The 19,609-nt window shown below is 73.7% G+C and carries 22 protein-coding genes; 17 read left to right on the top strand and 5 right to left on the bottom strand.

The features are described from left to right. Positions 1–34: 34 nt before the first annotated feature. Together ACWCSU_RS22935 and ACWCSU_RS22930 are read left to right on the top strand one after the other, a co-directional pair. Positions 35–673: a nucleotidyltransferase domain-containing protein gene (locus ACWCSU_RS22935; RefSeq protein ID WP_449937314.1), complete on the top strand. Its 639-nt coding sequence runs from the start codon at positions 35–37 to the stop codon at positions 671–673. Further along, on the top strand, positions 670–1,413 hold the full coding sequence (locus ACWCSU_RS22930) for a nucleotidyltransferase domain-containing protein (RefSeq protein ID WP_449937312.1): 744 nt from the start codon (positions 670–672) through the stop codon (positions 1,411–1,413). Before ACWCSU_RS22935 ends, ACWCSU_RS22930 begins: the two co-directional genes overlap by 4 nt. Before the next feature lie 31 nt (positions 1,414–1,444). Here the strand turns inward: ACWCSU_RS22930 and ACWCSU_RS22925 are convergent, their stop codons facing one another. Further along, positions 1,445–2,380 (bottom strand): GNAT family N-acetyltransferase, encoded by a 936-nt coding sequence (locus ACWCSU_RS22925; RefSeq protein WP_449937310.1) that lies wholly within the window; start codon positions 2,378–2,380, stop codon positions 1,445–1,447. A gap of 241 nt (positions 2,381–2,621) precedes the next feature. Here ACWCSU_RS22925 and ACWCSU_RS22920 point away from each other — a divergent pair, with 241 nt between their 5' ends. Further along, on the top strand, positions 2,622–3,611 hold the full coding sequence (locus ACWCSU_RS22920) for a hypothetical protein (RefSeq protein WP_449937307.1): 990 nt from the start codon (positions 2,622–2,624) through the stop codon (positions 3,609–3,611). 50 nt (positions 3,612–3,661) lie between these two features. Then, the gene (locus tag ACWCSU_RS22915) at positions 3,662–4,177 is read left to right on the top strand and encodes a hypothetical protein (RefSeq protein WP_449937305.1); all 516 of its coding nucleotides are present in this window, start codon (positions 3,662–3,664) and stop codon (positions 4,175–4,177) included. Between the two features lie 33 nt (positions 4,178–4,210). Here ACWCSU_RS22915 and ACWCSU_RS22910 read toward each other — a convergent pair whose 3' ends face one another. Further along, on the bottom strand, positions 4,211–5,005 hold the full coding sequence (locus tag ACWCSU_RS22910; RefSeq protein ID WP_449937303.1) for a class I SAM-dependent methyltransferase: 795 nt from the start codon (positions 5,003–5,005) through the stop codon (positions 4,211–4,213). 153 nt (positions 5,006–5,158) lie between these two features. Between ACWCSU_RS22910 and def the strand changes: the two genes are divergently transcribed. The 5 genes from def (at position 5,159) to ACWCSU_RS22885 (ending at position 8,654) form a co-directional block, all read left to right on the top strand. Further along, positions 5,159–5,698 carry a peptide deformylase gene (gene def / locus ACWCSU_RS22905; protein WP_449937301.1) on the top strand — a complete coding sequence of 180 codons (540 nt, stop codon included), beginning with the start codon at positions 5,159–5,161 and terminating at the stop codon, positions 5,696–5,698. A gap of 7 nt (positions 5,699–5,705) precedes the next feature. Continuing rightward, positions 5,706–6,341, top strand: a complete 636-nt coding sequence (locus ACWCSU_RS22900) for a helix-turn-helix domain-containing protein (RefSeq protein ID WP_357704730.1) — start codon at positions 5,706–5,708, stop codon at positions 6,339–6,341. Beyond that, positions 6,334–7,746, top strand: coding sequence for a pyridoxal phosphate-dependent decarboxylase family protein (locus ACWCSU_RS22895; RefSeq protein ID WP_449937299.1), 1,413 nt, complete (start codon positions 6,334–6,336; stop codon positions 7,744–7,746). Before ACWCSU_RS22900 ends, ACWCSU_RS22895 begins: the two co-directional genes overlap by 8 nt. A gap of 131 nt (positions 7,747–7,877) precedes the next feature. Further along, positions 7,878–8,294, top strand: coding sequence for a CBS domain-containing protein (locus ACWCSU_RS22890; protein WP_357704726.1), 417 nt, complete (start codon positions 7,878–7,880; stop codon positions 8,292–8,294). A 9-nt stretch (positions 8,295–8,303) separates the two neighbouring features. After that, the gene (locus tag ACWCSU_RS22885; protein WP_364088265.1) at positions 8,304–8,654 is read left to right on the top strand and encodes an MmcQ/YjbR family DNA-binding protein; all 351 of its coding nucleotides are present in this window, start codon (positions 8,304–8,306) and stop codon (positions 8,652–8,654) included. 103 nt (positions 8,655–8,757) lie between these two features. Here ACWCSU_RS22885 and ACWCSU_RS22880 read toward each other — a convergent pair whose 3' ends face one another. After that, positions 8,758–9,612, bottom strand: coding sequence for a D-alanyl-D-alanine carboxypeptidase family protein (locus tag ACWCSU_RS22880; RefSeq protein WP_357704722.1), 855 nt, complete (start codon positions 9,610–9,612; stop codon positions 8,758–8,760). A 108-nt stretch (positions 9,613–9,720) separates the two neighbouring features. Here ACWCSU_RS22880 and ACWCSU_RS22875 point away from each other — a divergent pair, with 108 nt between their 5' ends. The 8 genes from ACWCSU_RS22875 to ptsP are packed head-to-tail and all read left to right on the top strand — an operon-like array spanning position 9,721 to position 16,348. After that, a complete protein-coding gene (locus ACWCSU_RS22875; RefSeq protein WP_357704720.1) occupies positions 9,721–10,482 on the top strand; it encodes a DeoR/GlpR family DNA-binding transcription regulator in 762 nt (253 codons plus the stop codon). After that, positions 10,479–11,474: a 1-phosphofructokinase gene (gene pfkB / locus ACWCSU_RS22870; RefSeq protein ID WP_449937295.1), complete on the top strand. Its 996-nt coding sequence runs from the start codon at positions 10,479–10,481 to the stop codon at positions 11,472–11,474. Before ACWCSU_RS22875 ends, pfkB begins: the two co-directional genes overlap by 4 nt. A gap of 32 nt (positions 11,475–11,506) precedes the next feature. Continuing rightward, the gene (gene mtlA / locus ACWCSU_RS22865; protein WP_449937292.1) at positions 11,507–12,700 is read left to right on the top strand and encodes a mannitol-specific PTS transporter subunit IIC; all 1,194 of its coding nucleotides are present in this window, start codon (positions 11,507–11,509) and stop codon (positions 12,698–12,700) included. A 3-nt stretch (positions 12,701–12,703) separates the two neighbouring features. Then, positions 12,704–13,012, top strand: a complete 309-nt coding sequence (locus tag ACWCSU_RS22860; protein WP_357704714.1) for a PTS lactose transporter subunit IIB — start codon at positions 12,704–12,706, stop codon at positions 13,010–13,012. Further along, positions 13,005–13,430, top strand: a complete 426-nt coding sequence (locus ACWCSU_RS22855) for a PTS sugar transporter subunit IIA (protein ID WP_357704712.1) — start codon at positions 13,005–13,007, stop codon at positions 13,428–13,430. Before ACWCSU_RS22860 ends, ACWCSU_RS22855 begins: the two co-directional genes overlap by 8 nt. Next, positions 13,427–14,431 (top strand): zinc-dependent dehydrogenase, encoded by a 1,005-nt coding sequence (locus ACWCSU_RS22850; protein WP_357704710.1) that lies wholly within the window; start codon positions 13,427–13,429, stop codon positions 14,429–14,431. Before ACWCSU_RS22855 ends, ACWCSU_RS22850 begins: the two co-directional genes overlap by 4 nt. Positions 14,432–14,442: 11 nt before the next feature. Further along, positions 14,443–14,766, top strand: coding sequence for an HPr family phosphocarrier protein (locus ACWCSU_RS22845; protein WP_357704708.1), 324 nt, complete (start codon positions 14,443–14,445; stop codon positions 14,764–14,766). Continuing rightward, positions 14,759–16,348 (top strand): phosphoenolpyruvate--protein phosphotransferase, encoded by a 1,590-nt coding sequence (gene ptsP / locus ACWCSU_RS22840; RefSeq protein ID WP_449937287.1) that lies wholly within the window; start codon positions 14,759–14,761, stop codon positions 16,346–16,348. Before ACWCSU_RS22845 ends, ptsP begins: the two co-directional genes overlap by 8 nt. Positions 16,349–16,366: 18 nt before the next feature. Here ptsP and ACWCSU_RS22835 read toward each other — a convergent pair whose 3' ends face one another. Together ACWCSU_RS22835 and ACWCSU_RS22830 are read right to left on the bottom strand one after the other, a co-directional pair. Next, positions 16,367–18,871: an ATP-dependent Clp protease ATP-binding subunit gene (locus tag ACWCSU_RS22835; protein ID WP_357704704.1), complete on the bottom strand. Its 2,505-nt coding sequence runs from the start codon at positions 18,869–18,871 to the stop codon at positions 16,367–16,369. Positions 18,872–18,952: 81 nt separating this feature from the next. Then, positions 18,953–19,597, bottom strand: coding sequence for an SDR family oxidoreductase (locus ACWCSU_RS22830; RefSeq protein WP_357704702.1), 645 nt, complete (start codon positions 19,595–19,597; stop codon positions 18,953–18,955). Positions 19,598–19,609: the final 12 nt, after the last annotated feature.

Below are 19,609 nucleotides of genomic sequence, written 5' to 3'. Positions count from 1 at the left end.
CCCCCGAACGCAAGCCCCGTGGGAGGGTGTCCGGATGAACTCTGACCTCATCCTGTCCGTCGTGACGGGCTCCCGGGCGTACGGGCTGGAGACCGAGGGCTCCGACACCGACCGGCGCGGCGTGTTCGCCGCCCCCACCGCGGACTTCTGGCGGCTGTCCAAGCCGCCCACCCACCGCGACGGGCCGCTGCCCGAGCAGTTCTCCTGGGAGGTGGAGCGCTTCTGCGTGCTGGCGCTGGAGGCCAACCCGACGGTGCTGGAGTGCCTGTGGTCGCCGATCGTGGAGGTCGAGACCCCGGCCGGGCGGCGGCTGCGCGAGCTGCGCGGGGCGTTCGTGTCGCGGCGGGCGCGGCAGACGTTCGCCGGGTACGCCGACGACCAGTTCCGGCGGCTCGACCCGCGGGCGCCCAAGTGGAAGCAGGCCATGCACATGGTGCGGCTGCTGCTGAGCGGCCTGCACCTGGTCCGGCACGGCGAGCCGCTGGTCCAGGTCGGCCCCCACCGGGCACGGCTGCTGGCGGTCAGGCGCGGCGAGGTGCCGTGGGCCGAGGTGGACGCCTGGCGGGGGGAGCTGGCGGCGGAGCTGGCCGCCACGCCCTGCGTCCTGCCGGAGCGGCCGGACCGGGAACGTGTGGAGGACTTCCTGGTGGGCGTGCGGAAGGAGCACCTGTGAGCGCGTTGCCGTCCTGGCTGCCGGAGATCCCCGGCGAGCAGCCGTACCCGGTGGCGTTCGCCACGGTGAGCGGCGCCCACCTGTACGGCTTCCCGTCCGTGGACTCCGACGTGGACCTGCGCGGCGTGCACGTGCTGCCGGCCGAGGAGGTGGTCGGGCTGCGCACCGGGCCGCAGACGCTCGACCGGACGTGGACGCGCGACGGCGTCGAGGTGGACCTGGTCACGCACGACCTGGTCAAGTTCTGCCGCCTGCTGCTCGGCCGGAACGGATACGTGCTGGAACAGCTCCTGTCGCCGCTGGTGGTGACCTCCTCGCCGCTGCACGACGAGCTGGTGGCGCTGGCGCCCGGATGCGTGACGCGGCACCACGCCCACCACTACCTGGGGTTCGCCCGTACGCAGTGGCGGTTGTTCGGGCGTACCGGGGAGCTGAAGCCGCTGCTGTACACCTTCCGGGTGCTGGCGACGGGCACCCATCTCATGCGCAGCGGGGAGCTGGAGGCCGACCTGACGCGGCTGACGGCGTACGGGCCGGCGTACCTGCCGGAGCTGGTGGCGGCCAAGAAGGAGGCCGAGCACGGCCCCGCGCCCCAGGTGGCGGGCGTGGCCGACGACGTGGCGCGGATGACGGCCGCGCTGGAGGCGGCGTGCCAGGAGTCGGCGCTGCCCGAGCGGGCCGTCGCGGACGACGCCCTGCACGATCTGGTCGTACGGGCGCGCCTGGCGGCCCGTCCCTGACGGGGGACGCCGTCAGGGACGGGCCGGAGGGTCAGGCGGCGGCGGGATCGGCCGACAGGACGAGCCGGACCGAGACGTTCTCGTACCCGGCGCGCTCGAACGCCCGCGCCATCGGGACGTTGCCCGCGTCGGTGTCGGCCATGATGCCCGGCACGCCACGCTCGGCGTGGAAGCGGGTGATCTCGCCGAGCAGCTCGTCGACGTAGCCGCGGCCCCGGTGCGCGGGCACCACGCCGAGGTAGCCGACCACGGGCCCGGCGTCGTTGGCGGAGGGCAGCGCGACGCCCACCAGCTCGCCGCTCTTGTCGTAGGCCAGTCGCCACCAGGACCGCTCGCCCCGCATCGAGCGGTTGTCGCGGACGTCCTCGCGGGCCTGTTCCACGGGGTCCATGGTCATCAGGGCTTGGCGGGTGTGGAAGTCGAGGGTGCCCTCGGCGACCTGGCGGAAGGCGTCCACGAACACCTCGTCGTCGTCATCGCCGCGGAAGACCAGCCGGTCGGACGGCTCGGGCACCGGCGAGCCGGGCGTCCAGGCGTAGCGCAGGCGTTCCAGCTCCTCGGTCAGCCCGGCGCGGCCGGCGGCCTCCCAGCGCCAGGCGATGGCCGCCGACGCCTTCGGGTCCTCACGCCAGCCGTTGGAGACGAAGACGTGGTACTCCGGCGTCCGGCCGAACGCGGCGTGCGCGTGGCGCAGCAGCTCGGCGGCCAGGCCCACACGGTCCTCGACCGAGGGGTGGACGTAGACGCAGTCGAGGGCGAGCGGTCGCTCCTCGCCGGCGAAGCCCCACCAGACGGCGCGGGCCAGGATCTCGCCGTTCTCCTCGGCGACCCAGATGCGGTCGTAGCGGTAGTTACGGCTCTCCAGGAAGGAGAGCAGCCGGTCGGGATGGGCCCAGCTGATGGATTCGTCGACGACGCAGCTGAGCAGACGGTCGAGGTCAGCCTCGACCGCGGGACGGAAAAGCACAGTTCCTCCGAGAAATGAAAATCACACTTACACTGCGAAACATCTCAGTGCCTCCCTTCTCCCGACATTTCGCAGCACTCTAGCCCAGCTTGCCGTCGCCCGCCCACCGTTTTCCCGGACGTGATCTTTCCCTCGTGGCCGGAGGACGACGTGAGTACGCTGGACCGCGTCCAGTTTCCGGCGTTTCGCGATCCGGCGGGACGATTCCGATCCGGCCGACGATGAGGACAGGATGGGCTCCGTGAGGTCCTACGACGACGACACGCTGCCGCTGCAACCGCCGATCCGGCTCCCCGACGCCGCCACCCTGGCCGCCGCGGTCCGCGCCGCCCCGCTCTCGGGCGAGCTGAAGGCGCTGCTCGACAGGCAAGACGAGCGCGCGGGCGGGAGCGAGGGCGGGAGCGAGGGCGGGAGCGGCGACGACGCCCGGGTGCTGGAGGCGTGGGCCGAGGTGTGCCGGGCGCGGCTGGCCGCCGACCAGCGGCTGCTGCTGGAGCTCATCCGCATGTTCCTGTCCAGGGAGCCGGTCGCCGGGCGGGTGCCGCGGGCGCTGACCGATCTGGGGCTGGTCCGGCAGGCGGAGCCGTACACGCTGAGCTGGCTCGGGCTGTGGGTGGCGCGGCTGATCATCGCCGAGACCGCCGGGCAGGAGATCCCCGTCATGGGGACGCTCGCCGACGCCGACGCCGCCACGCTGCTGCACGGCCTGCGCTCCTACCCCGAGGCCGAGCGCGGCGAGGAGCTCGCGGGCTGGCTGGCCGGACGCGACCGCGAGCGGGCCGCGGCCGAGATCGCCGGGGCGCTGCCCGGTGTGAGCCCGCTGAGCAGGGCGGTCGGCGTGGAGCTGCTGTCGTCGGGCCTCGGTGAGGAGGGCCGCCGGGCGCTGCGCGGGCTGCTGGAGGAACCCCGCCTGGGCGCGGTGGTCGCGGCCAGGACGGGCCGCGAGGAACGGCGTCCCTCTCCCGACGAGATCGCCTGGGTGCTGGTGGACATGGCGGCGGCGCTGCTGGAGTTCGGCGGCGGCGAGGCGGGTGAGGTGATCGAGTCGATCGCCATGGGGATGGACGCCGAGGAGCAGGCGGGCACGATCGCGATCCTGGCCTTCGGCGACCACCCGTGGACGGGACGGGTGCTGCGGGTCATCATCGACCACCACCCGGACGAACGCGTCACGGCGTCCGCCCGCAAGGCCCTGCGCCGCCTGCACGGGCTCGCCGACGTCCGTGCCTGACGGGACGCGGGCCCGCGGAAGGGGCGGCCGGGGCCGGTAGAGTCGGCTTGATGACGAAGCATACGATCTCGCCGCAGAGCGGCATGCTGGGCGACGGCTTCGGCTGCGACTGCGGCGCGCTGCTGGCCGGACGGATGGCGGCCGAGCTGCACGCCGCCGAGAACGGCCAGTGCTCGGCCTGTCTCGGCTCGGCGGTGGAGCAGGTGGCCCCGGGCCTGACGCGGGGCTGCACGGTCTGCGCGGCGACCGGGGGCCGTAAGGAGCAGATCACCTGGCAGCTCGCCCACACCGAGGCCGAGGAACTGATCACGATGACCGTGGTGCGCGGCATCGTGGCGGGCCTCGACGGGCCGTTCCACCTGTCGGAGATCGCCGACACGGTGCGGGCCGGGTTCGGGCTGCCCGCCGGGCGGCTGCCGGTGGGGCCGCGGGTGCGCGACCTGCTGCTGCAGCTCCAGGCCGCAGGCGAGATCGCCATGCTGTCGGCCCCCGACGAACTGCTGGGCACCGACCAGGTGCTCTACCGCGACCCCCAGTGGCAGCGCACCCGCACCCTCGGCCTCTGACCCGACGGCCCGCCCGGTGGCCCGTCCGGCGGGTCAGGGGCGGCAGAGGATCTCGCCGTGCAGGACCGAGAGCCAGGCGTCGTCGTCGGCGGCCCATTCCCGCCAGCCGTCGGCCATGCGCCGCAGGTCGGACTCGGTGGCCGCGCCCGTGGCGAGCGCCTGCCGCGCCATGGCCGACTCCCGGACGCGGTCGGCCCACATGCCGCCCCACCACGCGCGGTCCTCGGGGGTGGCGAAGCACCAGGTGGAGGAGGTGGCGGTGACGTCCTGGAAGCCGGCGGCGCGGGCCCAGGACAGCAGGCGCCGCCCGGCGTCCGGCTCGCCGCCGTTCTCGCGGGCGAGCCTCTGGTAGAGGGCCATCCAGTCGTCCAGGGCGGGCAGGCGCGGGTACCAGGCGAAGGCCGCGTAGTCGCTGTCCCTGACCGCGACGTACCCGCCCGGCTTGGTCACCCGGCGCATCTCGCGCAGCGCCCGCACCGGGTCGCCGACGTGCTGGAGCACCTGGTGGGCGTGGACCACGCAGAAGGTGTCGTCGGGGAAGTCGAGGGCGTGCGCGTCGGCGACGGCGAAGTCCACGTTCCCCAGCCCCCGCGCGGCGATCTCGGCCCTGGACAGCGCCAGCGCCTCCTCGGTCACCTCCGACGCCGTCACGTGCGCCACCCGCGCGGCCAGGTCCGCGGTGATCGTGCCGGGCCCGCTGCCCACGTCGAGGACCTTCATCACGGGCTTGAGGTGCGGCAGCAGGTAAGCGGCCGAGTTCTCCGCGGTGCGCCACCGGTGCGAGCGCAGGACGGACTCGTGATGCCCATGGGTGTAGACGGCGTCCATCGAAAGACTCCTTCACGACGATGTGTACTCCGCACATTAGCGCGCATCTCATCGTTCGAGAGGATATGTCTTGTTATATGAGACTGGATCGACCGGCGCGGCGTCGCTCATAGACTGGTCGCGGCAAAGTCAGGTCAAAAGGAAGGCGTGGTCGTGGGAGAGGTCCGGCCGATCGTGCACGTGGGCGATCCGGTGCTGCACAATCCGTGCGAGCCGGTGACCCGGTTCGACGGCGAGCTGGCGGCGCTGGTCGACGACATGTTCGCGAGCATGTACGCGGCCGACGGCGTGGGCCTGGCCGCCAACCAGATCGGCGTGCCGCTGCGCGTGTTCGTCTACGACTGCCCCGACGCCGAGGGCGTCCACCACAAGGGCGTCGTGGTCAACCCCGCCCTGGAGCTGCCCGCTCTCGGCGAGCGCCGTCTCGACCCCGACGAGGAGGGCTGCCTGTCGGTCCCCGGGCAGTTCGCCCCGCTCCCCCGTCCCGACCACGCCGCCGTCCACGGCTTCGACGCCGAGGGCGCGCCCGTCACGGTCGAGGGCACTGGCCTGCTGGCTCGCTGCCTCCAGCACGAGACCGACCACCTCGACGGCTACCTGTACATCGACCGCCTGTCGGCCAAACGCCGCAAGCAGGTTCTCGCAGGCTACGAGGCAACGAAGTCCGCTAAAGAGGATATTTCTCCGCTATAGTGGAGGAATGCAAGGTGAAGGCATCCTGTCCGGCGGCCTGTCCCTGGCCGAACTGGGCGGGCGCATCCGCGCCGAGCGGCGCGGGCGCGGGCTGTCCGTCGAGCGGCTGGCCGAGCTGAGCGGCATCAGCCGGAGCATGGTCTCCGACGTCGAGCGCGGCGCCAAGTCGCCGACCGTGCTGGTGCTCGACCGCCTGGCCACGGCCCTCGGCACGTCGATCTCCCGGCTCCTCGACGAACCGGCGCACGAGGCCGTGCGCGTGCTGCGGCACGACCGGCAACGGGTGCTGCGCGACCCGTCGGGCTGGGAGCGGCGGGTGTTGTCGCCGGTGCTGGCCGACGTGGAGTTCGAGTTCATGCGGACCACGATCGGCCCCGGCGTGGACGCGGGCGAGTTCGCGCCGCACGCCCGGGGCTCGCGCGAGTACCTGGCCGTCGAGCGCGGCACGCTGCGCCTGACGATCGACGACCGCCCGTACGAGCTGGAGGCCGGCGACTCGGCCTCCTACCCCGGCGACCACCGGCACGCCTTCGCCAACGACGGGACCGCCGACTGCGTCTTCTACCTGGCCATGGAGCTGAGTGGCGGCGGCCACCACGAGACCTGGCACCACGAGACCCGGAGGGAATCCCCGCATGGATGAGCTGCGCCGCGCCGGCGTCAGGGCGGCCGAGATCGCGGCCGCCCACCTGGAGGGAGTCGCGGCCGGGCCGGTCTGGCAACCGGTGCCCGCCGCCGAACGCGCCTGGCTGGGCGAGCTGCCGCTGCCCGCCGCCGGGCGTCCGCTCGGCGCGCTGCTCGACGACGTGCGCGCCCACGTGCTGCCGTACCCGATGGGCAACGGGCACCCGCGCTTCTTCGGCTGGGTGAACTCGCCGCCCTCCCCCGCCGGCGTGGTGGTCGAGCCGCTGGCCGCCGCGCTCAACCCGAGCTGCGCGGGCGGCGACCACGCGGGCCCGCTGCTGGAGCGTACGGTGGTGCGCTGGCTGGCCGAGCTGGTCGGCTTCCCCCATCCGCCCGGCGGCGGCCTGCTGACCAGCGGCGCGTCCATGGCCACCATCGTCTGCCTGGCCACGGCCCGCCAGCACGCCGCGCTCGCCGACGGCTGGGACGCCCGCGAGGACGGCCTGCACGGCCGCCCGCCCATGATCCTGTACGTCACCGAGGAGGGCCACAGCTGCCTGCACAAGGCGGCCCAGCTCCTCGGCCTCGGCGCCCGGAACGTCCGCAAGGTCCCGGTGGACGCCTCCTTCCGCATGGACGTCGGCGCCCTGCGCACGATGATCGCCGACGACCTGGCGGCGGGCCTGCGGCCGTTCTGCGTGGCGGGCAGCGCGGGCACGGTCAACTCCGGCGCGGTGGACCCGCTCGACGCCATCGCCGACGTGGCCGCCGAGCACGGGCTCTGGTTCCACGTGGACGGCGCCTACGGCGCGCTCGGCGTGCTGGACGCGGTGTCGGCGCCCGCCTACGCGGGGCTGGACCGGGCCGACTCGCTGGCCCTCGACCCGCACAAGTGGCTCGGCGTGCCGGTCGGCTGCGGCTGCGCGCTGCTGCGCGACCCGGCCGCCGCGCGGGCCGCCTTCAGCCTGGTGCCGTCGTACCTGGTGGACGACAGCGCCGACGACCTGGGCTGGTTCGCCGAGTACGGGCCCGAGCAGACCCGGCCGTTCCGGGCGCTGAAGACGTGGGCGACGATGTCGTACCTGGGCAGGGAGGGCGTCACGCGGCTGGTGGAGCACACCAGCGGCCTGGCCCGCACGCTCGCCGCCATGGTCGAGGAGGCCGCGGACTTCGCGCTGCTCGCGCCGGTCGCCACCTCCATCACCGCCTTCCGGCACACGCCCACGACGACCGGGCCCGGCGGGCTCGACGCGCTCAACCGGGCCCTGCCGGGCGCGGTCCAGGCGCGCGGCAACGCCTTCCTCACCGGCACCCGTCTCGGCGGCCGGGACGCCCTGCGAGCCTGCTTCCTGCACCCGGACACCACCGAGGACGACCTCGCGATCCTGCTGGAGGAGATCCGCCTGGCGGCGAAGACGCTCTGAGGTCCGGTAAAGGGGTCCTCCACGGACGTACCGGACACGCATGGCCGGACGCCGGAATCCGACAAAACCCTGTGAATGGTTCACCGGCCCGGGTAGGTAGCCGCCGGGACGTGAGCATTCAGGAGGACCCCATGGCAGAGACCGTGGCAGACGTCATGACTTCCCACCCGGCGACGGTCGAGTGCGACCAGGCCGTTTCGGTCGCCGCGGCGCTCATGCGCGACAACGACGCGGGGGCGGTGATCGTCAACGAGAACGGGCGCATGAAGGGCATCGTCACCGACCGGGACATCACCATCCGCGTGGTGGCCGACGAGCGGGGGCCGGACACGCCGGTCAGGGAGGCGTGCAGCCCGTCGGTCGAGGCGGTCGGGCCCGACACGAGCATCGACCAGGCCGTGCAGATCATGCGGTCGCACGCGGTACGCCGCCTCCCGGTCGTCGAGGACGGGCGTCCGGTCGGCATCGTGAGCCTGGGCGACCTGGCGGTGGAGCGCGACCCGGACTCCGCCCTCGCCGACATCTCGGCCGCGGAGGGCAACCGCTAACGTGGCCGTGTGATCACCGTCGAGGACGTCCGGCGCTTCGCGCGCACCCTTCCGCGCTCGTCCGAGCATCTGATCCGGGACCGGGTCAAGTTCCGCGTGGGAAAGATCGTCTACGTGGCGTTCTCGCGGGACGAGACGCTGATGGGCTTCGGGTTCCCCAAGGAGGAACGCGAGGCCCTGGTGGCGGCCGAGCCAGGAAAGTTCCTCATGCCCGGCGAGTCCGACCTGCGCTTCAACTGGGTGGTCGCCCGCATGGACGCCCTCGACGCGGCGGAGATGCGGGAGCTGGTGCTGGAGGCGTGGCGCATGTGCGTGCCCAAGAAGGTCCGCCTGGAGCAGCAGCTCCAGACCGGCCCCTGAGCACCGGCCCCTGAGCACCGGCCCCTGAGCCTCGGCCACTGAGCACCGGCCCCCGCGGGCCGAGCCCACGCGGGCCGAGCCCACGCAGGCAGAGCCTTCGCGGCTACGACACCGAGCGGTGGAGCGCGGCCGTCAGGTCGGTGACGCGCTTGACCGAGCCGCTCCACGCGCTGCCCGCCGGGTGGGCGGTGAGCACCGCCATGACCAGGCGGTCGCCGGCGCCGGCCAGGCCCGTCGTGTGCAGCACGGGCCGCCCGTAGTCGGGCACGCCCGAACCGGTCGCCCGCTGCGCGATCCACGAGACGGGGGCGGCCACGCTCTTGGCGTCGCACTTGCCCGGCGGCGTCGTGCCGAACCCCGACCAGCCCTGCTTGACCGCCCACGGCCTCGGGACCGCGCGCGGGATGCCGAAGGTCTGGTCGAAGCCGTCGGTGCCGCACGGCGTGGAGGCGCGCAGGTGGCCGAGGACGAGGTCGCGCACCCGGGCGTCGGCGGTGTCGAGCAGGTAGCGGTAGGTCCTGACGACGTCGTACGCGCTGAGCGAGGTGTAGCCCCAGAAGCCGGGCTTGGAGGCGGGCGGCGGCGTGGTGTCGGACAGGCCGAGCCTGCGCGCCGTCCGGACGATGATCTGCCCCTTGCCGCCGCGGTCCCAGAACGCCGAGGCCGCGTCGTCGTCGCTGGAGCGCAGCATGATCTTCAGCAGCCGGGCGTCGGCCGCCGGGACGCTCTTGCGCCGTTCCAGGTAGTCGATCGCGATGAGGATCTTCACGACCGACGCCGAGCGGAACTTCCGATGGGCGTTCCGGACGGCGACGATCTTGCCCGCCTTGCGGTCGAACACCACCCAGGCCGCCGTGGTGCCCGCGGGCACGCGGATCGGCCGCGCGGCGGCGGCGTGGGCCGGCGTGGCCAGGGCGACGACGGGGACGACCGCCGCCACGGCGGCCAGAGGCTTCATTCGCACCCGCCTATAACTACCAGATTGTGCCGTCCCCCTCTTGACCGTCCCACGAAAGCGGGTATAAACACAGGAGAAACCAACCAGAAACGGCGGTGAACCAACATCATGTACGCCGAGGAGCGGCAGCAGGAGATCCTCCGCAGGGCGCGGAACGCGGGCCGCGTCGACGTGGTGACGCTGGCCGCCGAGCTCGACGTGACCACCGAGACGATCCGCCGCGACCTGACCGCGCTGGAGCGGGCGGGCGTGCTGCGCCGGGTGCACGGGGGCGCGATCCCCGTGGAACGGCTGGGGTTCGAGCCCGCGCTCGCCGCCCGCGACGAGGTGATGACCGCGGAGAAGGAGCGCATCGCCAAGGCGGCCCTGGCCGAGCTGCCCGAGGACGGCTCGGTCATCATCGACGCCGGCACCACCACGGGCCGCCTGGTCCAGGCGCTGCCCGCCGACCGCGAGCTCACCGTGATCGTGAACTCGCCGCCGCTGGCCACCGTCCTGGCCTCGCGGTCCAATCTGCAGGTGATCGTGCTGGGCGGGCGGCTGCGCGGCAAGACGCTGGCCACGGTCGACGACTGGGCGCTGCGCCCGCTGGCGCACCTCAACGTCGACGTCGCCTTCATGGGCGCCAACGGCTGCTCGCCAGCCCGGGGCCTGACCACGCCCGACCCGGCCGAGGCGGCGATCAAGCGGGCCATGGTCCGGGCCGCGCAGCGCAGCGTGCTGCTGGCCGACCACACCAAGTTCGGCAACACCTACCTGGCCACGTTCGCCGAGCTGGGCGAGATCGACGTGGTCATCACCGACGCCGGGCTCGACCCCGCCCTGGCCGCCGACATCGCCGCCGCCGGGCCGGAGGTGATCCGCGCGTGATCCTCACGCTGACGCTGAACCCGAGCCTCGACCGCACGATCGAGATCGCCGCCCTGGCCCGAGGAACGGTGATCCGCGCCGCACGGGCCCGGCTCGACCCGGGCGGCAAGGGCGTCAACGTCTCGCGGGCGCTGCTGGCCAACGGCGTCGCCGCCCGCGCGGTGGTGCCCTTCGCCGGGGACGAGGGCGCGCAACTCGTCCGCCTGCTGGCCGCCGAGGGGCTGGACATGGTCACCGTCCCCGTGGCGGGCACGACCCGGTCCAACGTCACGCTCGCCGAGCCCGACGGAACCGTCACCAAGATCAACGAGCCGGGTCCGGTGCTGTCGGCGGCCGAGCTGGACACGATCGCCGAGACCGTGCTGGCCGCGGCGCACGAGGCGGACCGGGTGGCGGACTGGGTGGTGGCCTCGGGCAGCCTGCCGCCCGGGGTGCCCGCCGACGTCTACGCCCGGCTGTGCCGCCGCTTCGCCGCCGCGGGCCTGCACGTCGCCGTGGACACCAGCGGCCCGGCCCTCGCCCGCGCGCTCGGAGCCGGTCCGGCCCTGGTCAAGCCCAACCTCGACGAGCTGGCCGCGGTGACCGGCGTGCCGCTCGTCCGGGTGGGCGACGTGGTCGAGGCGGCGGCCGAACTGCGCGCCGCGGGCGCCCGTACGGTGCTGGCCAGCCTCGGCCCCGACGGCGCCGTCCTGGTCGAGGACGGCGGCGTCTGGTACGGCGAGGCCCCGGTCACCGGGCCGCGCAGCTCCGTCGGCGCCGGTGACGCCATGCTGGCCGGATTCCTGTCCGCCGGCGGGCACGGCGTCACCGCCCTGGCCGAGGCGCTGGCCTGGGGCGCGGCGGCGGTCCGGCTGCCCGGCAGCAGGATGCCCGGCCCCGCCGACATCGACCGCGCCGGGGTGCGGACGGGAGTCCCCGACCCGGCCCGGCCGCTCACCGTCCCGCAGGCGCCGCCCGTCCCGGAGCCGGTCGCCCCCTCACCGCACGGCTGATCCACTGCTCATCCCCCCGAAGGAGCACGTCCATGGCCGACAGCTACACCCCTCCGGTCTACGGCACCGGAGTCAAGGCCACCATCCAGCGTTTAGGCGGCCACCTGGCCGGGATGATCATGCCGAACATCGGCGCGTTCATCGCCTGGGGCCTGATCACCGCGCTGTTCATCCCCACCGGCTGGCTGCCGAACAAGGAACTGGCCGCGCTGGTCGACCCGGTCATCAAGTCCCTGCTGCCGATCCTCATCGCCTACACCGGCGGCCGCATGGTCCACGGCCAGCGCGGCGCGGTCGTCGGCGCGGTGGCGGCGATGGGCGTCGTCGTGGGCTCGGACATCCCGATGTTCCTCGGCGCGATGATCGTCGGCCCGCTCGCCGCCGTAATCCTGAAATATGTGGACAAGTTCACTGAGCAGCGGACCAGGGCCGGGTTCGAGATGCTCGTGGACAACTTCACCGCCGGCATCGTGGGCGCCGCGATGGCCGTGGCCGGGGTGCTGGGCATCGGGCCGGTCGTCCGCGTCGTCACCGACGCGGCGGGCGGCGCGGTCGAGTGGCTGATCACCAACAACCTGCTGCCGGTGGCCTCGGTGCTGATCGAGCCGGCCAAGGTGCTGTTCCTGAACAACGCGGTCAACCACGGCGTGCTGGGGCCGCTGGGGGTGGCCGAGGCGGTGCGGCAGGGCAAGTCGATCCTGTTCATGCTGGAGTCGAACCCGGGGCCGGGACTCGGGCTGCTGGTGGCGTACCTGCTGTTCGGGCCGCGTCCGCTGCGGCCGAGCACGCCCGCCGCGATGATCATCCACTTCTTCGGCGGCATCCACGAGATCTACTTCCCGTACGTGCTGATGAAGCCGCGGCTCATCCTGGCCGTCATCGCGGGCGGGGCGGCCGGCGTCTTCACGTTCATGATCACCGGGGCGGGCCTGGTCGCCACGCCCTCGCCGGGCAGCATCTTCGCCTACCTCGCGGTGACGCCGCGCGGTGGCTGGCTCGGCTCGATCGCCGGGATCGCGGTGGCCACGGCCGTGTCGTTCGCCGTCGCCGCCGTGCTGCTCGGCTTCGGCCGGGGCGAGAAGGACGAGGAGCCGGACGCCCTCGGCCCGCAGGACACCGTCGCGGACCCGGCGGCCCCGGTCCCCGCGAGCAGCCCCGACCCCGCGACCAGTGACCCCGCGAGCAGCGAACCCGTCAGGACCGAACCCGTCAGCAAGGAGGCGTGAGCCGTGGCCGGCATCGACAGCAAGGACATCCACAAGATCGTCGTGGCCTGCGACGCGGGCATGGGCAGCAGCGTCATGCTCGCCTCCCAGCTCCGCAAGCAGCTCAAGGAGAGCGGCGTCACCGTCGAGCACACCCCGGTGAACTCCATCCCCGGCGACGCGGACGTCGTCGTGTGCCACTCCGGACTGGCCGCCAGGGCCAGGGCCGCCGCGCCCGGCAAGCCGCTGGTGTCCTTCCAGGTCTTCCTCGGCGACCCGGCGGTGACCAGGCTGGTGAACACCATCAGGAACGGCGGCACCGTCGATGCGTGAGGGGCTGCTCGACCGGCGGGCGATCCTGCTGCACGAGAGCGCGTCCTCGCGGGAGGAGGCCGTGCGCAGGTGCGGGCAGGTTCTGGTGGACGTGGGCGCGGTCGCGCAGCCGTACGTCGAGGCGATGCTCGAACGCGAGCGCACGATCTCCACCTACGTCGGCGAGGAGGTGGCCATCCCGCACGGCACGGCCGCCTCCAAGCAGGACGTCGCGCGCGACGCGATCTGCGTCGTGCGCTTCCCCGGCGGGATCGACTGGGACGGCGAGCGGGTCACGCTGTGCGTGGGCATCGCCGCGGCCGGCGACGGGCACGTGCCGCTGCTGGCGGCGCTGGCCGAGATCCTGCTCGACCCCGACCGGGCCAGGGCGTTGCGCGAGGCGACGGACCCGGCCCAGGTGCTGAAGGAGCTCACGTGAAGGTAGCCAGGTTCCATGCCCCCGGCGACATCAGGATCGAGGACGCGCCGGAGCCGCAGGCCGGGCCGGGCGAGCTGAAGATCCGGGTGCGCAACTGCTCGACCTGCGGCACGGACGCCAAGATCTTCCGGTACGGCCACCACCACATCAGGCCGCCGCGGGTGATGGGCCACGAGATCGCCGGCGAGGTCGTGGGCACGGGCGCGCGGGTCCAGGTGATCGCCGCCATCCCGTGCGGGACGTGCGCCGAGTGCCGCCGGGGCCGCCTGACCGTCTGCGCGAACCAGGAGTCGATGGGCTACCACTACGACGGCGGCTTCGCCGAGTACCTGATCGTCCCGGCCAAGGTGCTGGCCGTGAAGGGGGTCAACACGATTCCCGACGGTGTCGGGTTCGCCGAGGCGTCGGTGGCCGAGCCGCTGGCCTGCGTGCTCAACGGCCAGTCGCTGGCCGGGGTGGGCGCGGGCGACGACGTGGTGGTGATGGGCGCGGGCCCGATCGGCTGCCTGCACGTACGGCTGGCGCGGGCGCGCGGCGCGTCCCGGGTCTTCCTCGTGGACGTCAACGCCGAGCGGCTGGCGATGGCGGCCGAGCTGGTGCGTCCCGACGCGGTGATCGACTCCGACGCCGTCGGGCAGGTGCTCAAGCTGACCGGCGGCCGCGGCGCCGACGTCGTGATCACGGCGGCGGCCTCCGGCGCGGCCCAGGAGCAGGCGGTGCGGATGGCCGCCCGGCAGGGGCGCGTGAGCTTCTTCGGCGGGCTGCCGAAGGACGACCCGGTCATCGCGCTCGACGCCAACCTGGTCCACTACCGCGAGCTGACCATCGTGGGCGCAAACGGCTCCAGCCCCGCGCACAACGCCGAGGCGCTGCGCCTGGTGGCCGAGGGCGCCGTCGTGGTGTCCGACCTGATCACGCACCGGCTGCCGCTGCCCCGGGTGCTCGACGGGATCGATCTCGTCAGCACGGGCACGGCCATCAAGGTGACGATAGAACCCTGAGGAGGTTCGGGATGGCGAGTCGAACGGTGGCCGTGGCCTCTGCCAGTGGCCTGCACGCGCGTCCGGCGAAGGTGTTCGTGCGGGAGGCGGCCCGGCTCGGGGTGCCGGTGCGGGTGCGGCTCGGGGAGAAGTCGGTGCCGGCCGGCAGCATGCTGGGGGTGCTGTCGCTGGGCGCGGTGCGAGGCACGGTGGTGACGCTGGAGGCCGACGGCGCGGGGGCCGAGGAGGCGCTCGACACGCTGGCCGCCCTCCTCTCCCGCGACCTCGACGCCCCCGACGTCCCCGACGCGGCGGGGGCGGCTGGGCCTGCGGACGGTGGGGCGCTCGATGCCTGAGGCGACGCTGAAGGGGCTGGGGGTCAGCCAGGGCCGGGCCGCCGGGCCCGTGGTGCGGATGGCGGCCCCGCCCGTGCTGCCCGCCCCCCGCCGGGTGACCGATCCCGGCGCCGAGGCGGCCGTCACCGCCGAGGCCCTGGACGCCCTGGCCGCCGACCTCGGACGCCGCGCCGCCCACGCCACCGCCGAAGGGGCCGAGATCCTGGAGGCGCTGGCCATGATGGCCGCCGACCCGGTGCTGCGTGAGCAGGCCGAGACGCACGTGCGCGACGACGGCCTGGACGCCGCCCACGCCCTGGACGCCGCCTTCACCGCGCACCGGGAGGCCCTGGCCGCGCTGGGCGGCTACCTGGCCGAACGGGCCGCCGACCTCGACGACCTCAGGTCCCGGGCGGTGGCCGCCGCCCTGGGCCTGCCCATGCCGGGCGTCCCCGACCCCGGGCATCCGTTCGTGCTGGTGGCCGAGGACCTGTCCCCCGCCGACACCGTCGGCCTGGGCCCGCGGGTGCTGGCGCTGGTCACCGAGCGCGGCGGGCCCACCAGCCACACCGCGATCCTGGCCCGCGGCCGGGGCCTGCCCGCCGTCGTGGCGTGCGCGGGCGTCCTGGACGTCCCCGACGGGACGCTGGTCGGCGTGGACGGCGTCACCGGCGAGGTCACGGTCGGCCTCACCGGCGAGGAGGCCGACGGCGTACGGGAGTCCGACCGGCGCGACAGGGCCAGGCTGGCGGCGAGCACCGGTCCCGGCCGGACCGCCGACGGCCACCCGGTCAGGCTGCTGCACAACATCGGCTCGGCCGCGGACCTGCGTCCGGGCGCGGAGGGCGTGGGGCTGTTCCGCACCGAGTTCCTGTTCCTCGACCGCAGGCAGCCGCCCTCCCACGAGGAGCAGGTGGCCGCGTACGCGGAGGTGTTCGCCGCGGCGGGGCCGGTGACCGTCCGCACCCTCGACGCCGGCACCGACAAGCCGCTGCCCTTCCTCGGCCTGCCGCCCGAGCCCAACCCGGCGCTGGGCGTGCGCGGCCTGCGCGTCGACCGCGTGCTGCCCGGCGTCCTGGACGCCCAGCTCGACGCCATCGCCGAGGCCGCCCGCGCCACGGGCGCCGACGTGCTGGTGATGGCCCCGATGGTGACCACCGCGCGGGAGGCGGCCGACTTCGCCCGCCGCGTCCGCGAGCGCGGCCTCCCCCGCGCGGGCGTGATGGTCGAGGTGCCCGCCGCCGCCCTCCAGGCCGACGAGCTGCTGGCCGAGGTGGACTTCCTCAGCGTCGGCACCAACGACCTGGCCCAGTACACCTTCGCCGCCGACCGCCAGCATCACGGCCTGGCCGACCTGCTCGACCCGGCCCACCCCGCGCTGCTCCGGCTGGTCGGCATGTGCGCCGAGGCCGGGCTGCGGGCGGGCAAGCCGGTCGGGGTGTGCGGCGAGTCGGCCGGCGACCCGGCGGTCGCGCCGCTGCTGGTGGGGCTCGGGGTGTCGAGCCTGTCGATGGCCCCGGTGTGCGTGCCCGTCGTCCGCGAGGCCCTGGCGGCCCTCACCTTGGAGGAGTGCCGCGAGGCCGCCCGCCCGCCGCGGCCTTGACGGCGGGCCCTCGTGTTCTCAGCCGACCGGCTCCGGGTTGTGGGCCCTGAGCCGGAGTTCGTCGCCCTCGACGTCCACGGTGACCTTGCCGCCCTCGCCCACCTCGCCGGTCAGCAGCATCGTGGACAGGCGGTTGTCCAGTTCCCGCTGCACGGTGCGGCGCAGCGGGCGGGCGCCGAACTCGGGCTGGTAGCCGCGCCGGGCCAGCCAGTCCTTGGCCTCGTCGCTGACCTCCAGGGTGACGTCCTGGCCGCGCAGCCGCTGACGGGTGCGCTCCAGCAGCAGGTCCACGATCTGGCGGAGCTGCTCGCGCTCCAGCCGCTTGAAGACGATCACCTCGTCGATGCGGTTGAGCAGCTCGGGGCGCAGGGAGTGGCGCAGCAGGTCCATGAGCTGGTCCTGGAGCTGCGCGGAGTCGCCCTCGGCATCCAGGATGAGCTGGGCGCCGATGTTGCTGGTCATGATGACGATGGTGTTGGTGAAGTCCACCGTGCGGCCCTGGCCGTCGGTCAGGCGGCCGTCGTCGAGCATCTGGAGCAGGATGTTCATGACGTCGGGGTGGGCCTTCTCGATCTCGTCGAGCAGGATGACGCCGTGCGGGCGGCGGCGTACGGCCTCGGTGAGCTGGCCGGCCTCCTCGTAGCCGACGTACCCGGGGGGCGCGCCGATCAGCCGGGAGACGGTGTGCCGCTCCTGGAACTCGCTCATGTCGATGCGCACCATGTGGTCCTCGCCGCCGAACAGCGCGGCGGCCAGTGCCCTGGCCAGCTCGGTCTTGCCGACGCCGGTCGGGCCGAGGAACAGGAAGCTGCCGATGGGCCGGTTCGGGTCCGACAGGCCCGCTCTGGCCCTGCGCACCGCCTCGGCGATGGCGACGACGGCCTCGTCCTGGCCGATCACCCGCTCGTGCAGGTGCTCCTCCAGCCGCATCAGGCGCTCGCGCTCCTGCTCGGTGAGCTGGGTGACGGGGATGCCGGTACGCCGGGAGACGACCTCGGCGATGTCCTCCACCATGACCTGTGGGACGGCGTCGTGGCCCTGCCGGGCGCGGTCCAGCTCGGGGCGGAGTTTGTCGATCTGGACCGTGAGCTCCTTGGCGCGGTCGAAGTCGTCGGAGGTGACCGCCTGGTCCTTGTCGCGGCGCAGCGCGTCGAGGCGTTCCTCCAGCTCGCGCACGTCGCTGCCGGGGGTGCGCGAGCGCAGCCGGACCCGGGCCGAGGCCTGGTCCATCAGGTCGATGGCCTTGTCGGGCAGGAAACGGTCGGAGATGTAGCGGGCCGAGAGGTTGGCGGCGGCGTCCAGGGCCTCGTCGGTGATGCGCACCTGGTGGTGGGCCTCGTACGCGTCGCGCAGCCCGGCCAGGATCTCCACCGTCTGCTCGACGGTGGGCTCGCTGACCAGGATCGGCTGGAAGCGGCGTTCGAGCGCGGCGTCCTTCTCGATGTTCTTGCGGTACTCGTCGATGGTGGTGGCGGCGATGACGTGCAGCTCGCCGCGGGCCAGGGCGGGCTTGAGGATGTTGGCGGCGTCCATGCCGCCCTCGGCCGAGCCGGCGCCGACCAGGGTGTGCACCTCGTCGATGAAGACGATGGTCTCGTCGGCGTGCGCGCGCACCTCGTCGATGACCTTCTTGATGCGCTCCTCGAACTCGCCCCGGTACTTCGACCCGGCGACCATGCCGGTCAGGTCCAGCGCGACGACGCGGCGGTCCTTGAGCGTGTCGGGCACGCTGCCGTTGACGATGCGCTGGGCGATGCCCTCGACGATGGCGGTCTTGCCGACGCCGGGCTCGCCGATCAGGCACGGGTTGTTCTTGGTGCGGCGCGAGAGCACCTCGATGGCCTGCTCGATCTCGTCCTCGCGGCCGACGACCGGGTCGATCCTGCCCTGCCTGGCCTCCTCGGTCAGGTCGCGGCCGTACTCGTCGAGCGCGGGGGTGTCGGTGGGCTGCCGCCCGTCGCCGTGCTGCTGGCGGGAGGCGCCGGACATGATGGCCTGCTGCAGCTCGTTGGCCGAGACGCCCTGCTCCTGGAGCAGGCGGGCGGCGCCGGAGTCGGGGTTGGCGGCCACGGCGAGCAGCAGGTGCTCGGGGCCGATGTAGGACGACTGGAGGGCCCGGGAGATGCGCTGGGCGTCCAGGACGGCGCGTTTGGCCGCCGGGGAGAGCGTGGTCGGCGGCTCGGTCCCCGTGCCGGGCCCGGTCAGGGCGTCGATGCGGTCGCGCAGCCTGCCGAGGTCGATGCCCGCCGCCTGCATCAGCGGGCGGGTGGCGTCGGACTCGGTCAGCGCGTCGAGGATGTCGAGGACGTCCATGTCCTGCGCGCCGCGCTGCCCGGCCACCTCCAGCGCCCGGCTGAGCACTTCCCTCGCCGAGGCGCTGAGCAGCTTGCCCACGTCGACCCGCTGCACGCCGGGGCGCGACGGCGGCCAGCCTTCCATCCCGCCGAACACCCGCCCGGTGAGCTCCTCGAACCCCCTGAACGGATCTCCCCCGAAGAACGACCTGAACGGCATGTCCGACATTTGATCTCCCCCTAGTGCATCAGGGGGACATCTAGCCGAAGAAGCCGCAAGTCATAGCCAGCAATCGGCAAAAGGGACGCATTACTCAGTGGCCACCAGATCGATGACAGGGGTTTCGCCCGAAACAAGCTCCAGCGTCCGATGCGCGGTGCCCGGATTGTCCAGGAGCGCGAGGACGACGGCGGCCACGTCGTCGCGGGGCACCGAGCCGGGCGGCACCTCGGGGGCCAGCCGGACCAGGCCCGTGCCCGGCTCGTCGGTCAGGCGGCCGGGGCGCAGGATCGTCCAGGCCAGGCCGTCGCGGGCGCGCAGGTCGTCCTCGGCGGCGGTCTTGGCCTCGATGTAGGCGGCCCAGACCGCGTCGCTGCCCGGCGCGGGCGGGCGGCCGGCGCCCATGGAGGAGATCTGGATGAAGCGCCGCGCGCCCGCACGCTCGGCGGCGTCGGCCATCAGCACGGACGCGGCCCGGTCGACGGTGTCCTTGCGGGCCGCGCCGCTGCCGGGGCCCGCGCCGGCCGCGAAGATCACGGCGTCGCCGCCGCGCAGGATCTCCGTCACCTCGTCGGCCGTGGCCCTCTCCAGGTCGCACAGCACGGCCTCGGCCCCCGTGGCCTCGACGTCGGCCACGTGCGCGGGGTTGCGCACCAGGCCGACCGCGCCGGACCCGAGCCGCTCGGCCAGCCTCAACGCGATCTTCCCGTGCCCACCCGCGATGATGATCCGCATGCCTCCCATGGT

The sequence above is a fragment of the Nonomuraea sp. NPDC001699 genome (genome assembly GCF_053596455.1).
This window is presented reverse-complemented; position numbering and strand designations above follow the sequence as displayed.

Excerpts from the sequence above, each read along its gene's own strand:
- ACWCSU_RS22915 (WP_449937305.1), top strand. The coding sequence starts at position 3,662 with ATGACGAAGCATACGATCTCGCCGCAGAGCGGCATGCTGGGCGACGGC.
- ACWCSU_RS22845 (WP_357704708.1), top strand. The coding sequence starts at position 14,443 with ATGGCGAGTCGAACGGTGGCCGTGGCCTCTGCCAGTGGCCTGCACGCG.
- ACWCSU_RS22830 (WP_357704702.1), bottom strand. The coding sequence starts at position 19,597 with ATGCGGATCATCATCGCGGGTGGGCACGGGAAGATCGCGTTGAGGCTG.
- mtlA (WP_449937292.1), top strand. The coding sequence starts at position 11,507 with ATGGCCGACAGCTACACCCCTCCGGTCTACGGCACCGGAGTCAAGGCC.
- ACWCSU_RS22855 (WP_357704712.1), top strand. The coding sequence starts at position 13,005 with ATGCGTGAGGGGCTGCTCGACCGGCGGGCGATCCTGCTGCACGAGAGC.
- ACWCSU_RS22875 (WP_357704720.1), top strand. The coding sequence starts at position 9,721 with ATGTACGCCGAGGAGCGGCAGCAGGAGATCCTCCGCAGGGCGCGGAAC.
- ACWCSU_RS22890 (WP_357704726.1), top strand. The coding sequence starts at position 7,878 with ATGGCAGAGACCGTGGCAGACGTCATGACTTCCCACCCGGCGACGGTC.
- ACWCSU_RS22835 (WP_357704704.1), bottom strand. The coding sequence starts at position 18,871 with ATGTCGGACATGCCGTTCAGGTCGTTCTTCGGGGGAGATCCGTTCAGG.
- ptsP (WP_449937287.1), top strand. The coding sequence starts at position 14,759 with ATGCCTGAGGCGACGCTGAAGGGGCTGGGGGTCAGCCAGGGCCGGGCC.
- ACWCSU_RS22895 (WP_449937299.1), top strand. The coding sequence starts at position 6,334 with ATGGATGAGCTGCGCCGCGCCGGCGTCAGGGCGGCCGAGATCGCGGCC.
- ACWCSU_RS22900 (WP_357704730.1), top strand. The coding sequence starts at position 5,706 with ATGCAAGGTGAAGGCATCCTGTCCGGCGGCCTGTCCCTGGCCGAACTG.
- ACWCSU_RS22910 (WP_449937303.1), bottom strand. The coding sequence starts at position 5,005 with ATGGACGCCGTCTACACCCATGGGCATCACGAGTCCGTCCTGCGCTCG.
- ACWCSU_RS22880 (WP_357704722.1), bottom strand. The coding sequence starts at position 9,612 with ATGAAGCCTCTGGCCGCCGTGGCGGCGGTCGTCCCCGTCGTCGCCCTG.
- ACWCSU_RS22935 (WP_449937314.1), top strand. The coding sequence starts at position 35 with ATGAACTCTGACCTCATCCTGTCCGTCGTGACGGGCTCCCGGGCGTAC.